This window comes from Hydrocarboniphaga sp. FW305-C-57 (genome assembly GCF_058783045.1).
In genome coordinates this window covers 96469-111166 of the sequence record NZ_JBYSYG010000010.1, presented here as the reverse complement: position 1 = coordinate 111166, position 14698 = coordinate 96469, and the positions used below count along the sequence as shown (strand labels likewise).

Genomic DNA, 14698 nt, shown 5'->3' with positions numbered 1-14698 from the left:
GTGTCGTGCCATCTCCGCCCTCCTGCCCCACCCTTCGGGGTGGGCGACGAGGGACGGGCTTCCACTGCCCAGCCCTCGTCGTCTCGTCTCACCAGCGCCCGCTCAGGCTCAGGATCCAGTTGCGCGGCTCGCCGTAGTAATTGCCCGTCGTCGACGTCGAGACCGTCTGGTAATAGGTTTCGTCGAGCAGGTTGTTGACGTTGAGCGCCAGCAGCCAGTTCGGGTCGAGCTGATATTCGCCGCGCAGCGCCACCACCGCGTAGGCCTTTTGCGAATACTGGAACGGAACCGACGGCCCGTCGTATTCGTCGGTTTGCGGGTTGTAGGTCGCCGCGGTGCCCGTCACGTAGTTGATCGACTGCCAGTTCACGCCACCGCCGAGGCGCGCGGCCGACCAGTCGCCCGGCAGCTTCACCATCGACCAGAACTTGAGCAGATGCTTGGGCGTACGCGGGCTGTAGCTGGTTCCGTTGTTGCTTCCGTAGCCCGATTTGTATTCGTTGATGTTGAAGGTGTAGCCGAGCTGCAGATCCCAGCCCGGCAGCGGCTGCCCGACCAGTTCGGCGTCGAAGCCGCGGCTTTCGATCTTCGCGCCGCCGACGTAGCAGCAGTATTGATATTGGGTCGAGGTGCCGACCGAAATCGCGGCATTGCGGCGTTCGACCTGGTACACCGCAGCCTGCGCGTTCAAGTTGCCGTCGAACCAGCTGCCCTTGATGCCGAGCTCGAAGGTATCGCCCTCGATCGGATCGATCGGCTTGCCATCCGTGCCGATCGAATACGACTGCGGCTGATAGATCTGCGCATAGCTGAAATACGTCGTCATCGCCTGCGTGATGTCGTAGCTGAGCCCGGCGTACGGCGTGCGGACGTTTTTCTCCCGCGTGTAGAACTCGCGCGCGGTGAACAGGTTCTTGAAGTTGCTGTTGCGCAGGCCGATCACCGAATGCAGGCCTGCGAACCATTCGGAACGCAGCGTCGCGTAGGTGCCGGACTGGCGCTGCCCGCCGTAAGGCAGCAGCGGCACGTAGGTGGCAGGCGTGCCGGGCTCGGCGAAATCGCGGCTGCCGAAGTCGAACACGTCGACCGGCGGCTGCGTGGTGTAGAGGCTCACGCCGGTGCCGTCGCTGAACATGTCCTGCCAGTTCCAGCCGAGCACGAGTTCCTGCTGCAGGCCGAAGACTTCGAAGCTGCCGTCGAGCGTGATGTCGGCGAGCTTGGTGATGTTCGAAACATCGGTGCGGCTCGCCGCCAGCGCGGCGCCGGCTCCGCTGGCCGGGCTCACGCCGCCCTGGACATTGCCCTGCTTGTACCAGTAGTCGACCCACTGCTGCCCGAGGTTGAGCTTCAGTTTCCAACGCTCGCCGAGCTGTTGTTCGACGCGCGCGAACATTTCGCGCATATCGTCCTCGCGTCCCGACCAGTCGGTGCACAGGCAGCTGCTTCGCGGCAGCTTCAGATCGGCGCCGGTGGAGTAACGCGGCAGCCCCCAGAACAGACCTTCGCGATCGAGTTGCTCGAAGCTCGTGCCGACCGTGAACAAGGTGCTGTCGCTGAGGTCGGCCTCGAGCACGCCGTAGAGCACCGATTTCTCGGTGCTGACCGTGTCGTAGAAGTAGTGGCGCCGTTCCTCGGCCGCTGCGAAGCGTCCGCGCAGCTTGCCGTCGAAGGCCAGCGGCGAACTCACGTCCACCTGCGTGCGATAGCGGTCCCAGCTGGCGGCGAGCGCATCGAAAGTCACCTGCTGGTGATCGAGCGGACGCTTGCGCACGATGTTGACGGTGCCGCCCGGCGAGCCCGAGCCGGTGAACAGGCCATCGGAGCCACGCAGCACTTCGATGTGATCGATGATCGCCATGTCCGGCAGGCCGGTGTTGTACCAGAGGTTGTTGACGTTGACCGCGCCGCCGTCCATCTGCACCGCCATTGCGAAACCACGCGAATAGAACGTGGCGTTCGACGAGTAACCGCTGCCTTGGGCGACCGTCACGCCGACTGCCTGGCCGATCGCTTCTTCGGCTGTCGTCAGCGCTTGGTCGCGAATGCGCTGCGCGGTGACCACGGTCACCTGCTGCTGGATCTGCCGGGGCTCGCGAGCGGTCTTGCCGCCGACGGACACCGCCGGCGTGGTGTACGAGCGCGTGTGCTCGGTCATCGTCGGATCGCTCACTGCGGCCTCCACCTGCACGGCCTGCAGCAGTGTCACCCCACCGGCGACGGGCGGCTTGGCCGCGAGCCGATAGCCGCCCTCGATGGCACGCACGGCCTCCAGGTCGGTTCCGCCGAGCAGCTGGCGCAAGGCCTGGTCGATGTCGTATCGGCCGCTCACTCCGGGGCTGGTCTTGCCCGCCGCGAGCGAGGAGTCGAACGACAGCGAGATGCCGGTCTGGGCCGCGAAGCGAGCGAGTACGTCGGCGAGCGGCCCGGCCGCGATCGCGAAATCCCGGGCATCTTCGGCGGCCTGAGCCGAGGCCGGCGCGGCGACCAGCGCCGCCGACAGCGAAGCCAGCGGCAAGGCTGCCGCCAGCGGCAGCAGCATGAAGCGAACCCTCATTTCCCAACCCCTTTTTCGTCGTGCGGTCTGTGCGCCGCTACTCCCCATGCCCGGCGAAATTCAAAAAGGGGACAGGCCCAGGCCTGCCGTGCAAAAAAAATCAGCGAGCCCGTAGCGTCGTCCACCATTGCGAGCGCTCGACGCGCACCGGGAAGGTCTTCTCGATGAGCTTCAGCGCGCGGTCCGGATCGGAAACCTGATAGGCGCCCGAAATGCGCAGCTCGGCCACTTCCGGATCGCAGCGCAGCAGGCCGCGCCGGTAGCGCGAGAGTTCCGCCGCGAAATCGCCGAGCCTCTGGTGGTCGGCGACGAGCACGCCACCGAGCCAGGCTTGAGTCTCGATGCCCAGCGGCGATGGCGTCTGCGCCGAACGCTCGTCGAAGCGCGCCTGCTGGCCCGCATCGACGATCACGGCGGCCGAACCGCGCGCCGGCTGGATCTCGACGGCGCCTTCGCTCACCGCGACACGGCTGTTCCGCTCGAACTGCCGCACGCTGAAGCGCGTGCCGAGCGCGCGCAGGCGACCGTGTTCGGTTTGCACGAGGAAGGGCCGATGCGCCGCGTCGGCTGCGGTCTCGATATGGATTTCGCCGCGACGCAGCCGTACGAGGCGTTGCGCGGCATCGAAGCGCAGATTCACCGCGCTGTCCGTATTGAGCACGAGCCGGCTCCCGTCGGGCAGCGTGAGATCGCGGCGTTCGCCGACGCTGCTGTGCTCGTCCGCCAGCCAGTCGGCCGACGGCGCGGCGCGATACGCGAGCCAGACCGCGGGTCCGGCGCTCAGCAACAGCGCGAGCGTGCGCAGCGCGGCGCGCCGGCTGTGCGTCTGCGCGCGCTGCAGGGTCGGCAGGCCGATGCCGGCCGGAATGCTGCCGAGCGTCGCCGCGAGCTGCTCGGCGCGCGTCCAGGCGCGCTCGTGTTCCTCGCTGAGCGCTTTCCACTGGCGAAAACCCTGGCGATCGGCCTCGTCGGCCTCGCCCGAGTGCAAGGTCGCGAGCCAGAGCGCGGCTTCCCGCAGCACCTGCGGCGCGATCGGCTCACCTGATGCGGCGCTCATTCGAGCACGCTCAGGCACTGGGCGAAGGCCTGCACCATGTAGCGCTTGATCGTGCGCGTCGACACTCCGAGCCGTTCGGCGATCTGCGCGTAAGCCAGGCCTTCGAGCTGCGACAGCAGGAAGGCGCTGCGCACCGGCGCCGGCAGGCCGCGCAGCAAGCTGTCGACGCGCAGCAGGGCCTCGAAGACCAGCGCGCAGGTTTCGGGCGACGGCATCTCGGGTTCGGGCAGCGAGGCCAGCACTTCGAGATAGGCGCGTTCCAGGGCCTGGCGCTGGCGGAAGTTGATCAGCAGGCCCTTGGCGATCGTGGTCAGATAGGCGCGCGGTTCGCGCAGCAGTTCGCGCTCGCGCTTCTGCAGCACGCGCACGAAGGTGTCCTGCGCGAGGTCCGCCGCATTCTCGGTGCAATCGAGCTTGCGGCGCAGCCAAGCCTGCAACCAGCCATGATGGTCGCTGTAGAGCGTGTGGACGGGATGGACGGAATCGGCGGTCGAATCGGTCATGCGCGAAACCCAAGGCGGCGGTTGGGCCCTGGCTGCGCAAGCTGGCTGAGGCGAAGAGACGGCTAGTCTAACCGGCGAAACCGCAGGCCCGCAGCGCGCACGCCTCGGCACGGCATTGGTGAGCCCCGCTTATAAGGGCATGCGCTGCCACTGAACTAATCAGTTCAGCCAGCGTCGATTAGGATCGGTCACGGTGGCGCGAGCCGCCACATCCACGCCAGGCACGGAGCCCAGCATGAGCGATCACAGCGACATCACCCTCACCCGGCGCGGCGTGCTGATCGGCGGCGCGGCCTCGGTTGCTGCGTTTGCGGCACCTTCGCTACCGGCGGCGCAACAACCCGTGGTCCGCGCGCCCGTGCTGTCGACCGTGAAGCTCGAGGTCAACGGCAAACCTTATGAACTCGAGCTCGATACGCGCACCACCCTGCTCGATACGCTGCGCGAGCACCTCAAGCTCACCGGCAGCAAGAAGGGCTGCGATCACGGCCAGTGCGGTGCCTGCACGGTGATCGCCGACGGCCGCCGCATCAACGCTTGCCTGTCGCTCGCGGTGATGCATGAAGGTTCGAAGATCACGACGATCGAAGGCCTCGGCACGCCCGACAAGCTGCATGCGATGCAGGCTGCGTTCATCAAGCACGACGGCTATCAATGCGGCTACTGCACGCCGGGCCAGATCTGCTCGGCGGTCGCGGTGCTCGACGAGATCGAGCGTGGCGTGCCGAGCCACGTCAGCGCCGATCTGCTCGCCCGGCCGCAGCCGACAGCCGAAGAACTGCGCGAGCGCATGAGCGGCAACCTGTGCCGCTGCGGGGCCTACTCGAACATCGCCGAGGCGATGGCCGAAGTCGCCGGAGCGCGCGCATGAAGGCCTTCAGCTACGAGCGTGCGCGCACGCCGGCTGAGGCCGCCGCAGCGGCCGCGAAAACCAAGGGCGCGAAGTTCATCGCCGGCGGAACCAACCTGCTCGATCTCATGAAGCTCGAGATCGAAGCGCCGACGCATCTGATCGACGTCAACGGCCTCGCGCTCGACCAGATCACGGCCACCGAGGATGGCGGCCTGCGCATCGGCGCGCTCGTGCGCAACACCGATCTGGCCGCGGACGAGCGCGTGCGCCGCGACTACGGCGTGCTGTCGCGCGCCCTGCTCGCCGGAGCCTCGGGCCAGCTACGCAACAAGGCGACCACCGCCGGCAACCTGCTGCAGCGCACGCGCTGCCCGTACTTCTACGACACCAACCAGGCCTGCAACAAACGCCTGCCCGGCACCGGCTGCTCGGCGCGCGAAGGCTTCAGTCGCCAGCATGCGGTGGTCGGTGCGAGCGAGGCTTGCATCGCCACGCATCCGAGCGACATGGCGGTGGCGATGCGCGTGCTCGACGCGACCGTCGAAACCGTCAGCGCGAGCGGCAAGCAAAGGCGCATTCCGATCGCGGATTTCCATCGCCTGCCCGGTAAGACGCCGCATATCGAAACCGCGCTCGCGAGCGATGAGCTGATCACCGCCGTGAGCCTGCCGAAATCGGTCGGCGGCGTGCAGCTCTATCACAAGGTTCGCGATCGGGCCTCGTATGCGTTCGCGCTCGTGTCGGTGGCCGCGATCGTGCAGAAGGACGGCAACGGCCATGTCGCGATCGGTGGCGTCGCGCACAAGCCCTGGCGCGTCGAAGCCGCCGAACGCGAGCTTCCACGCGGTGCGCAGGCGGTGACGAAGCAGCTGTTCGCCGACGCCAAGCCGACGCACGAGAACGAATACAAGCTCACGCTGGCCGAGCGCACGCTGGCTTCCGTGCTCGCGCAGGCCCGCACGCAGAGCGAGGGCTGAGCGATGAAATTCGACACGCCCGCGGGCCGCAATCCGATCGATCAGCTCAAGGTCGTCGGCAAGCCCACCGATCGCATCGAAGGCCCGCTCAAGACCACCGGCACCGCGCCGTATGCCTACGAGCGTCACGACGTCGCGCGCAATCCGGCCTATGGCTACATCGTCGGATCGAGCGTGGCCCGCGGCCGCATCGAGACGATCGATCTCCACGACGCCCGCCATGCGCCGGGCGTGCTCGCGGTGGTGACCGCGGCCAACGCAGGCCCGCTCGGCAAGGGCAGCCGCAACGCCGCCAAGCTGCTCGGCGGGCCCGAGATCGATCACTACCATCAAGCCATCGCGCTCGTCGTTGCCGAGAGTTTCGAGCAGGCGCGCGCCGCCGCGCAGCTGGTTCGCGTGCAATACGCGCGCAGCAGGCTGTCGTCCGACCTGAGCCTCGCCCGTCACGGCGCCGCGCCGCCGAGCAGCGGAAAGCCCGACACCGCCGTCGGTGATTTCGCGGGTGCTTATGCGAGCGCTCCGGTGCAGCTCGACGTCACCTACACCACGCCGGGCCACGCGCACGCGATGATGGAGCCGCATGCCTCGATCGCGGCCTGGGACGGCGACCAGCTCACGGTGTGGACGTCGAACCAGATGATCGACTGGGGCGTCGGCGATCTGGCGACCACGCTCGGCATTCCGAAACAGAACGTGCGCCTGGTGTCGCCGTACATCGGCGGCGGCTTCGGCGGCAAGCTGTTCCTGCGCGCCGACGCGGTGCTCGCCGCGCTCGGCGCCCGTGCGGCAGGCCGCGCGGTGAAGGTCGCGCTGCCGCGTCCGCTGCTGTTCAACAACACCACGCATCGACCGGCGACGATCCAGCGCATCCGGCTCGGCGCGAGCGCCGACGGCAAGCTCAGCGCGATCGGTCACGAAAGCTGGTCCGGCAACGTGCCGGGCGGGCGGCCCGAACAGGCGGTGCAGCAGACTCGCCTGCTCTACGCGGCGCCGAACCGGCTTACGTCGCTGAGGCTCGCCACCGTCGATCTGCCCGAAGGGAATGCGATGCGCGCCCCGGGCGAAGCGCCGGGTTTGATGGCGCTCGAAGCCGCGATCGACGAAATGGCCGAAAAGCTCGGCCTCGATCCGATCGAATTTCGCATCCTCAACGACACCCAGGTCGATCCCGAAGATCCCAAGCGGCCGTTCTCGCAGCGCCAGCTGATCGAATGCCTGCGCCTCGGCGCCGAGCGCTTCGGCTGGAACCGCCGCAACCCCAAGCCTGCGCAGCTTCGCGACGGGCGCTGGCTCGTCGGCATCGGCGTCGCGGCCGCGTTCCGCAACAGCCCGGTGCAGAAATCCGGTGCGCGTGTCGGCGTCGATTCCAAAGGCATCGTCACCGTCGAAACCGACATGACGGACATCGGTACCGGCAGCTACACGATCATCGCGCAGACCGCGGCCGAGACCATGGGCGTCGGGCTCGATCGTGTGATCGTGCGGCTCGGCGATTCGCGCTTTCCGGTGTCGGCCGGCTCGGGCGGTCAATGGGGCGCCAACAGTTCGACGGCCGGCGTCTACGCGGCCTGCATGAAGCTGCGGCAGACGCTGGTCGACAAACTCGGCTTCGTTGCCGAAAAGACGAGTTTCAGCGACGGCGAAATCCGCTCCGGCAAGAAGCGCGTGACGCTCGCGCAGGCCGCGGGCGAATCCGGCGTCGTCGTCGAAGACAGCATCGAATTCGGCGAACTCAGCAAACAGCAGCAACTGTCGACGTTCGGAGCGCACTTCGTCGAAGTGGGCGTCGATGCGGCGACCGCCGAGATCCGCATCCGGCGCATGCTCGCGGTCTGCGCGGCCGGCCGCATCCTGAATCCCAAGTCGGCGCGCAGCCAGGTGATCGGCGCGATGACGATGGGCGCCGGCGCCGCGCTCATGGAGGAACTCGCGGTCGACAAGCGCCTGGGCTTCTTCGTCAATCACGACCTCGCGGGCTACGAAGTCCCCGTGCACGCCGACATTCCGCACCAGGACGTGATCTTTCTAGACGAGACCGACCCGGTGTCCTCACCGATGAAGGCCAAGGGCGTCGGCGAGCTCGGCATCTGCGGCGTCGCGGCAGCGGTAGCGAACGCCGTCTACAACGCCACCGGCATCCGCGTGCGCGACTACCCGATCACGCTCGACAAGCTGCTCAAGCAGATGCCGGCGATCGTCTAGCCAGCCTGGATCGCGCTCACGCGCAGGCTCCGCAGCACACGGGTTCCGCGCGCCTGCTTCTCGAGGCGAATGCTGCCGCGATGCGCGGTCAGCTTGCCCAGGGTGAATGTTATGTTATAACGTCACCAATACACCTTCGCAGCGATCCATTTGCTCATGGAATTTTTCCTAACATGACCACTTTGCCGGTCACGGTCCTATCCGGCTATCTGGGTGCCGGCAAGACCACGCTCCTGAATCACATCCTGGCCAACCGCAACGGACGCCGGGTCGCCGTGATCGTCAACGACATGAGCGAGGTGAACATCGATGCCGCAATCGTCGATGGCCGGTCGGCGCTGTCTCGCACGGAGGAGAAGCTCGTCGAGTTCAGCAATGGCTGCATCTGCTGCACGTTGCGCGATGATCTGCTCAAGGAAGTCACCCGGCTCGCACGGGAAGGCCGTTTCGACCATCTGCTGATCGAATCCACCGGCATTTCGGAGCCGATGCCGGTCGCGGCGACGTTCGCGGTACGCGACGAGGCAGGCTTCTCGCTCTCGGACCTCACCCGCATCAACTCGATGCTCACCGTCGTCGATGCGCAGAACCTGCTGCGTGACTACTGCTCGACCGACTTCCTTCGCGACCGCGGCCAGTCTCTCGGCGAAGACGACGAGCGCAATATCGTGGATCTGCTCGTCGAGCAGATCGAGTTCGCCGACACCATCGTCGTCAACAAAATATCGGAAGTCGATGCGGCCCAGCGGAGCGACGTGCTCGCCGTCATCAAGGGACTCAATCCCGGTGCACATGTGGTTTTGGCCGATTTTGGCCAAGCCCCACTCGATGAGCTGCTCGATACGTTCCGCTTCGATCCGGATCAGGCGGAGCGCAATCCGCGTTGGGCCAAGGAACTGCGCGGCGAGCACACGCCCGAGTCCGAGGAATACGGCATCACGAGCTTCGTCTATCGCGAACGCCGCCCGTTCCACCCTCGCCGCCTGTACGAGCTGTTCCAATCGAGCTGGGACGGCGTCATCCGTTCCAAGGGCTGGTTCTGGATCGCGAGCCGCCCTGATTTCGTAGGCCAGATGTCACAAGCGGGCGCCACCCTGACCCAAGGCGCCGTCGGTCTGTGGTGGGCAAGTCCGCGCGCCGACAAAGCGCCGCCGGAGGTGATGCAGCGACTCGCGCAACGCTGGGACCCGCTCTACGGAGATCGCACCCAGGAGCTCGTGTTCATCGGCATCGATCTGGACGAGGCTGCACTTCGCGCTCGCCTGGACAACTGCCTGCTCACCGATGAAGAACTCGCGCTCGACCCGATGCGATGGCGCGAGTTCGATGATCCGTTCCCGATATGGCGCATGGAATCCGCCGACGATGGATCAGCGACCTCGCGCTTCTGAGCGGCCTCATCATGATCGGCATGCGCGTGGTGGTGCTCACCGAACATTCGGCAGCGGAGCACTGATGCAAGCGGAATCGGATTCGCGCCTGCCGGTTTGCGTGCTGACCGGGTTTCTCGGCGCCGGCAAGAGCACCTTGCTGAACTTCGTGCTGCGCCACCCTGGCATGACGGGAACCGCCGTGGTGATCAACGAGTACGGAGCGGTCGGCATCGACCATCACCTCGTCGAATCCGCGCCGGACGATACCGAGCTGGTCGCGGATGGCTGCATCTGCTGCACGGCCAACGGGCAGCTCGCGGATGCGCTGATGAGCTTGTTCGGACGCGCGCAGCGGCGGCAGTTCGCACTCCGGCGCGTGATCGTCGAGACCACGGGCCTGGCCGAGCCGGGGCCGATTCTGCAGCAGCTGCTGCGACATCCCCAGCTGGCCGAACGCTTCGTGATCGACAGCGTGGTGACGCTGGTCGATGCGCTGAATGCGCCGACCACACTCGATAACCTCGACATCGCGGTACAGCAGGCCACCGGCGCCGATCGCTTGCTGATCACCAAGACCGATCTCGTCCACGAAAACGACGCTCTGGCGCTCGAACGACGGCTTGCGCAAATGAATCCCGACGCCACCGTCGAACGCGTCATCAACGGTGCGGCGCGGCCCGACCAGCTCTTCAGCGGCGCGCATCGACGGGCGGCCTCGGGCGAAGATTTCGGCGCTCTCTTCGCCAACGTCGATCGCTTCCGCTTCACGCCTGGCCCCTCGATCACGAAGTCCCCGGTAGTGGCGACCGCACCGGCCGATCAGGACATCCAGACTTTCAGCTTGATCCTCGACGAGCCCATTCCTGCCTCCACCTTCTACGGCTGGCTCTCGTTCCTGCGGCAGCTCTGCGGTCCCACGCTGCTGCGCATGAAAGGCATCGTGAATCTCGAGGGGCTGGCCACGCCGGTGGTGATCCACGGGGTGCAGAAGACCTTTCATCCCACACGGCAGCTGGCGGCCTGGCCCGACGAGGATCGCCGCACCCGCCTGGTTTTCATTACCCGTGGCTGGGGGCAGGACGTCGTCGGATCGACGCTGGACTGGCTGCGATCGCGCCGAACGCCCACGGCATGAGCGCTCCTGCGCTGGAGATTCAATCGCTGCGGTTCGCGTATCGCGATCGCGAGGTATTGCGCTTGGAAAGCCTCGTCTTGAATGCGGGTGAGACCTGCACGGTGCTGGGACCATCCGGTTCGGGCAAGACAACGCTGCTGCATCTGGTCGCAGGCTTGCTGCATCCGACGCAAGGCTTCGTCTCCATCGGTGGACAGCGCCTCGACGCGCTCGGTGCCGCCGCGCTTGACCGCTTCGGGGGCAGCGGCTTGGTATCGTGTTTCAGCGGTTGCATTTGCTTCCAGCGCTCAGCGTGCTCGACAACTTGCTGCTCGCGCAACGGCTCGCGCGCCAGCCTGTTGACTCCGATTCCAGCACCGCTCACGCACTGATGAAGTCGCTGGGCATCGACCCGCAGGCAAACCGCTATCCGTCGGCGCTGAGCCAGGGTCAGGCCCAGCGCGTCGCGATTGCCCGCGCACTGGTGCACAAGCCTTCGCTGTTGCTGGCGGACGAGCCGACGTCCAGCCTCGACGATGACAGCGCCGCGAGCGCTATCGCGCTGCTGCGCGCGCAAGCGAGAGCCGCGAATGCGGCTCTGCTCGTCGTGACCCACGACCAGCGCATTCGCGGAGTCCTCGACCGGGAGATTCGTCTGGGTGACAAGCCATGACCTGGCTGCGCCTGGCGGCCGCCAACCTGCGAGCCGCACCGCTGACGTCGTTCCTCAACGTGCTGCTGCTCGCGCTCGGCACCGCGAGCATCGTTTTTTTGCTGCTCATCGGCGAGCAGTTCTCGCGCACGCTCTCGCGGGACGCGCGCGGCATCGACTTGGTGCTCGGTGCCAAGGGAAGTCCGGTCCAGCTTATCCTGTCGAGCGTCTATCACGCCGATGTTCCGACCGGGAACATTCCCAAGCGCGAAGCCGATCGCTGGGCCACCGACCCCCGCGTCGCCCGAGCCGTACCGTTATCGCTCGGGGACAGCTATCGCGGTTTTCGCATCGTCGGCACCACCGCGGACTATCTGGCGCTGTACCGGGCGCAGCTCGCCTCGGGACGGCAATGGCAGGCGCCGATGGAAGCGGTCGTCGGTTCGGTGGCGGCGCGCGAGGCGAGCCTTGCGGTGAACGGCCAATTCTCGGGGGCGCACGGATTGGTCGCCGGCGGTCACACGCATGCGGGAAAGCCGTATCGCATCGTCGGCGTGCTCGCGCCGACGGGCACCGTGCTCGATCGCCTGATCCTGACGTCGCTGGACAGCGTGTGGGCGCTGCATGCACATCACCATGATGATGGCGATGAAACGCGTCAGGATCATGAATCGGGTGAAGATGAAGAACGCGACATCACCGCGATGCTGTTGAGCTATGCATCGCCGCTCGCCGCCACCACCCTGCCGCGGCAGATCAATGCGGCCTCGGGCCTGCAGGCCGCGGCGCCGGCATTCGAGATCACCCGGCTGCTGCAACTCGTCGGTATCGGGTTCGATGGGCTGCGCGCCTTCGCTGCGGTGCTGATCGCGACGGCTGGATTCAGCGTGTTCGCGGCGCTCTATGGTGCGCTCAAGGCGAGACGTTTCGATCTCGCCATGCTGCGATGCCTTGGTGCGACACGCGGCGAGTTGCTGCTGTGCCTGTTGATCGAAGGCTTCATGCTGGCCGCTCTCGGTGCGCTGCTCGGCTTCGCGCTCGGTCACGGAGCGATGGAGCTGCTCGGTCAGTGGCTGGCACGATCGCGCGGTGTCTCGGCCACGGGCCTGATCTGGCTCGGTTCCGAGAGCCTTCTGCTCGGAGGATTGCTCGTCGTCGGCCTGCTCGCCGCCGCGCTGCCGGCGCTGCAGGCCTATCGCACGGACGTCGCCCGCACACTGGCAGAGGCTTGAGATGCGCGGGATCCTGCTGTTGATTCTGGGGGCGATGGCCATCAGCGCTTGCGGCCAGTCCGTCAACGATTCTTCGCTGACGCCGGAAGAACAGCAGCTGAGGCCTGCAGGCGGTGGAGAAGACGCCGCACCCGCCGCCATCGAGAGCGACGGCGCGGCGCCGGATCTCGGCGAGTCCCCGGAGCCCATCGCAGCAGAGGACGCCAAGGCCGTCACCGTGCAGGTGTTTTCGGAGAGCGGCTACGTCAACGAGCGCAAGCAGTACGTGATCGATGTGCTCGAGCGGGATTACGCCTATCTGAGCGCACGGGTCGAGACGCCCGACGGCCGACCGGTTCGGGGCGCACAGATCACGTTCGCCACCCAGGGCAGCAGCCGTGTCGCGGGCGTCGAGAATCCGGCGGTCGGTGCGACGACCGATGAGAACGGCATGCTGGAGTTCGGAGTGGTTGGCGGAAGCATGGGGCTCGACCTCGTCAAGCTCCGCACGGGTAATGCGACGAGGGACATCGTGGTCAACGTCATCAGCCTCAAGGCCGCCGGCTACCAGTCGCTGATCGCCGTGAAGGGCGCCGTGAGCTGGGACGATCTCATGAAAGCCCGCGTCCGCTATGAAGGCGAGGTGATGCGTGCCGAGTTTCCGGCGAGCGTCGCGGCGCTGAGCGGCAAGGCGATCAAGCTCGTCGGCTTCATGATGCCGCTCGATCCCGACCAGAAGCAGATGCATTTCCTGCTGGCATCCAACCCGCCTAGCTGCTTCTTCCACGTTCCCGGCGGCCCGGCAGGCGCGATCGAAGTCTTCGCGGACAAGGGAATCGAAGCCTCGTGGGATCCGATTGCCCTGGAAGGCAGGTTCGAAACCGTCTCGCGCAGCGAACTCGGCGTCGTCTACCGTCTGCGGGATGCGCGGGTGATCAAGCCGTAGCGCGGCTGACCGTGCCAACCCGCCACGTCACGATTATCCTGTCGCTATGGCCACCAAAACTCCCGCCAAACGAGTCTCCATCATCCCGAGCGGTCTGCCTCCGGCCATGCTGCGTCGCGCCGAGAAACTCTGCGCCGATGCGGGCGAACAACTCACGCCGGCGCGGATCAATGCCTACGCGGAACTCGTCGCGCAGCGAAAAGCGGTCAGCGCCTACGAACTGCTGGCCTTGCTGGAGAAGCGCGAAGGAAGAAAATTCGCGCCTCTGACAGTCTACCGCCAACTGGATTTCCTGACCCGCGTCGGCCTCGTGCATCGGCTTTCATCGACGCAGTCTTTTCTCGCCTGCGACCATCCCGACCATCCGCACGAAGGGCTTTATCTGGTGTGCTCATCGTGCGGTCGCGCTGACGAGCTCGAATCGGACAGCCTGACTCAGCTGCTCGGAAAAGCGGCCAAGAGCCGAGGATTCAAATCCGAGAAACGCATCGTGGAAGTTCAAGGAATCTGTCACGAGTGCAGTCTGTCGTCATAGCGCCGATTCAAGTGCGCAACGTGACCGATGAAACCTACGGGCCTGGCACGGACTTCTTCGTGCCGGCTACGCCTTCGGCTGCTGAAGAATTTCGCCGAAACGCTTGAACGCGGCGACGCCGCCGGCCAGCAGCTCGGCATCGGAATCGTCGGCCAGGGCCAGCGCATCGAGTGCACCGACGAACTGCTTCCAGTGGCGCGCACGGCCTTCCGGGCTCGCGGCCAGGTGGCGCGCGCCGAAGCTTTCGCCGAGGCCAAGCTGCTGGGCTTTCTTGAACAGCGTCGCGGCGCCGAGCGTGGAGCCTTCGGACACGTAGATCCAGCCGATCGCCTCGGCATCGCTGATGCTCGCGGTGCGCTGCAGATCGGGCTGCGGCAGCGCCACGCCGAGATCGGCGAGGTCGGCTTCGGCCGCGCTGCGGCGGCTGCGTGCAGGCAGTTCGGGCAGCAGGGCCTGCAGCGCCGGTCGCTGGTAGAGCCCTTCGATCTCGCGCTGGAACTGGTACTGCGCCGCGGCAAAGCGGCCGAAGTTCTCGCGGCTCTCGAACGGAGCGATGCCGGCGACCACCGTGTGCAGGTGCTCGTGCAAGGCATCGGTGGCGGCGCTCAGGCGCTGGTGGCGCGGAGCGAGGGTGGGTTCGGCTACGGGGCTGCTCATCGGTTTCTCTCGAATCGTCGGTATCGGGACATCACCACCATAAGACGTTCGAGCGACGACGATA

Annotated in this window: 14 protein-coding genes; 10 read left to right on the top strand and 4 right to left on the bottom strand. The window is 66.4% G+C overall.

The annotated features are described in order from the left end of the window. Positions 1-88: 88 nt before the first annotated feature. The 3 genes from AC3WUM_RS18900 to AC3WUM_RS18890 all read right to left on the bottom strand — a co-directional run bounded on the left by AC3WUM_RS18900 (position 89) and on the right by AC3WUM_RS18890 (position 4114). Entirely contained in the window at positions 89-2554 is a 2466-nt protein-coding gene (locus tag AC3WUM_RS18900; RefSeq protein ID WP_492412155.1) for a TonB-dependent siderophore receptor, read from the bottom strand. A 100-nt stretch (positions 2555-2654) separates the two neighbouring features. Continuing rightward, the gene (locus AC3WUM_RS18895; protein WP_492412154.1) at positions 2655-3611 is read right to left on the bottom strand and encodes a FecR domain-containing protein; all 957 of its coding nucleotides are present in this window, start codon (positions 3609-3611) and stop codon (positions 2655-2657) included. After that, positions 3608-4114, bottom strand: coding sequence for a sigma-70 family RNA polymerase sigma factor (locus AC3WUM_RS18890; protein ID WP_492412152.1), 507 nt, complete (start codon positions 4112-4114; stop codon positions 3608-3610). Before AC3WUM_RS18890 ends, AC3WUM_RS18895 begins: the two co-directional genes overlap by 4 nt. Positions 4115-4367: 253 nt before the next feature. Between AC3WUM_RS18890 and paoA the strand changes: the two genes are divergently transcribed. The 10 genes from paoA (at position 4368) to AC3WUM_RS18840 (ending at position 13977) form a co-directional block, all read left to right on the top strand. Continuing rightward, complete coding sequence (paoA, locus tag AC3WUM_RS18885) at positions 4368-4985, top strand: aldehyde dehydrogenase iron-sulfur subunit PaoA (RefSeq protein ID WP_492412276.1); 618 nt, start codon at positions 4368-4370, stop codon at positions 4983-4985. Further along, positions 4982-5944: an FAD binding domain-containing protein gene (locus AC3WUM_RS18880; protein ID WP_492412150.1), complete on the top strand. Its 963-nt coding sequence runs from the start codon at positions 4982-4984 to the stop codon at positions 5942-5944. The genes paoA and AC3WUM_RS18880 overlap by 4 nt, the downstream gene beginning before the upstream one ends. Positions 5945-5947: 3 nt before the next feature. Beyond that, positions 5948-8146 carry an aldehyde oxidoreductase molybdenum-binding subunit PaoC gene (gene paoC / locus AC3WUM_RS18875; protein ID WP_492412148.1) on the top strand — a complete coding sequence of 733 codons (2199 nt, stop codon included), beginning with the start codon at positions 5948-5950 and terminating at the stop codon, positions 8144-8146. A 173-nt stretch (positions 8147-8319) separates the two neighbouring features. Next, positions 8320-9537 (top strand): GTP-binding protein, encoded by a 1218-nt coding sequence (locus tag AC3WUM_RS18870; RefSeq protein WP_492412146.1) that lies wholly within the window; start codon positions 8320-8322, stop codon positions 9535-9537. 64 nt (positions 9538-9601) lie between these two features. Continuing rightward, the gene (locus tag AC3WUM_RS18865) at positions 9602-10654 is read left to right on the top strand and encodes a CobW family GTP-binding protein (RefSeq protein ID WP_492412144.1); all 1053 of its coding nucleotides are present in this window, start codon (positions 9602-9604) and stop codon (positions 10652-10654) included. Beyond that, entirely contained in the window at positions 10651-11025 is a 375-nt protein-coding gene (locus AC3WUM_RS18860) for an ATP-binding cassette domain-containing protein (RefSeq protein ID WP_492412142.1), read from the top strand. The genes AC3WUM_RS18865 and AC3WUM_RS18860 overlap by 4 nt, the downstream gene beginning before the upstream one ends. Beyond that, on the top strand, positions 10911-11306 hold the full coding sequence (locus AC3WUM_RS18855; protein ID WP_492412141.1) for an ATP-binding cassette domain-containing protein: 396 nt from the start codon (positions 10911-10913) through the stop codon (positions 11304-11306). The genes AC3WUM_RS18860 and AC3WUM_RS18855 overlap by 115 nt, the downstream gene beginning before the upstream one ends. After that, positions 11303-12517 carry an ABC transporter permease gene (locus AC3WUM_RS18850; protein WP_492412139.1) on the top strand — a complete coding sequence of 405 codons (1215 nt, stop codon included), beginning with the start codon at positions 11303-11305 and terminating at the stop codon, positions 12515-12517. Before AC3WUM_RS18855 ends, AC3WUM_RS18850 begins: the two co-directional genes overlap by 4 nt. A 1-nt stretch (position 12518) precedes the next feature. Beyond that, positions 12519-13442 carry a DUF3299 domain-containing protein gene (locus AC3WUM_RS18845; RefSeq protein WP_492412137.1) on the top strand — a complete coding sequence of 308 codons (924 nt, stop codon included), beginning with the start codon at positions 12519-12521 and terminating at the stop codon, positions 13440-13442. Between the two features lie 46 nt (positions 13443-13488). Beyond that, entirely contained in the window at positions 13489-13977 is a 489-nt protein-coding gene (locus AC3WUM_RS18840) for a Fur family transcriptional regulator (protein ID WP_492412136.1), read from the top strand. A 66-nt stretch (positions 13978-14043) separates the two neighbouring features. Here AC3WUM_RS18840 and AC3WUM_RS18835 read toward each other — a convergent pair whose 3' ends face one another. Next, positions 14044-14634 (bottom strand): biliverdin-producing heme oxygenase, encoded by a 591-nt coding sequence (locus AC3WUM_RS18835; protein ID WP_492412134.1) that lies wholly within the window; start codon positions 14632-14634, stop codon positions 14044-14046. Positions 14635-14698: the final 64 nt, after the last annotated feature.

What these genes read in the sequence shown, in the direction of transcription:
- AC3WUM_RS18900 (WP_492412155.1), bottom strand. Translation starts at nt 2,554, where the DNA reads ATGAGGGTTCGCTTCATGCTGCTGCCGCTGGCGGCAGCCTTGCCGCTG.
- AC3WUM_RS18895 (WP_492412154.1), bottom strand. Translation starts at nt 3,611, where the DNA reads ATGAGCGCCGCATCAGGTGAGCCGATCGCGCCGCAGGTGCTGCGGGAA.
- AC3WUM_RS18890 (WP_492412152.1), bottom strand. Translation starts at nt 4,114, where the DNA reads ATGACCGATTCGACCGCCGATTCCGTCCATCCCGTCCACACGCTCTAC.
- AC3WUM_RS18880 (WP_492412150.1), top strand. Translation starts at nt 4,982, where the DNA reads ATGAAGGCCTTCAGCTACGAGCGTGCGCGCACGCCGGCTGAGGCCGCC.
- paoC (WP_492412148.1), top strand. Translation starts at nt 5,948, where the DNA reads ATGAAATTCGACACGCCCGCGGGCCGCAATCCGATCGATCAGCTCAAG.
- AC3WUM_RS18870 (WP_492412146.1), top strand. Translation starts at nt 8,320, where the DNA reads ATGACCACTTTGCCGGTCACGGTCCTATCCGGCTATCTGGGTGCCGGC.
- AC3WUM_RS18865 (WP_492412144.1), top strand. Translation starts at nt 9,602, where the DNA reads ATGCAAGCGGAATCGGATTCGCGCCTGCCGGTTTGCGTGCTGACCGGG.
- AC3WUM_RS18860 (WP_492412142.1), top strand. Translation starts at nt 10,651, where the DNA reads ATGAGCGCTCCTGCGCTGGAGATTCAATCGCTGCGGTTCGCGTATCGC.
- AC3WUM_RS18850 (WP_492412139.1), top strand. Translation starts at nt 11,303, where the DNA reads ATGACCTGGCTGCGCCTGGCGGCCGCCAACCTGCGAGCCGCACCGCTG.
- AC3WUM_RS18845 (WP_492412137.1), top strand. Translation starts at nt 12,519, where the DNA reads ATGCGCGGGATCCTGCTGTTGATTCTGGGGGCGATGGCCATCAGCGCT.
- AC3WUM_RS18840 (WP_492412136.1), top strand. Translation starts at nt 13,489, where the DNA reads ATGGCCACCAAAACTCCCGCCAAACGAGTCTCCATCATCCCGAGCGGT.
- AC3WUM_RS18835 (WP_492412134.1), bottom strand. Translation starts at nt 14,634, where the DNA reads ATGAGCAGCCCCGTAGCCGAACCCACCCTCGCTCCGCGCCACCAGCGC.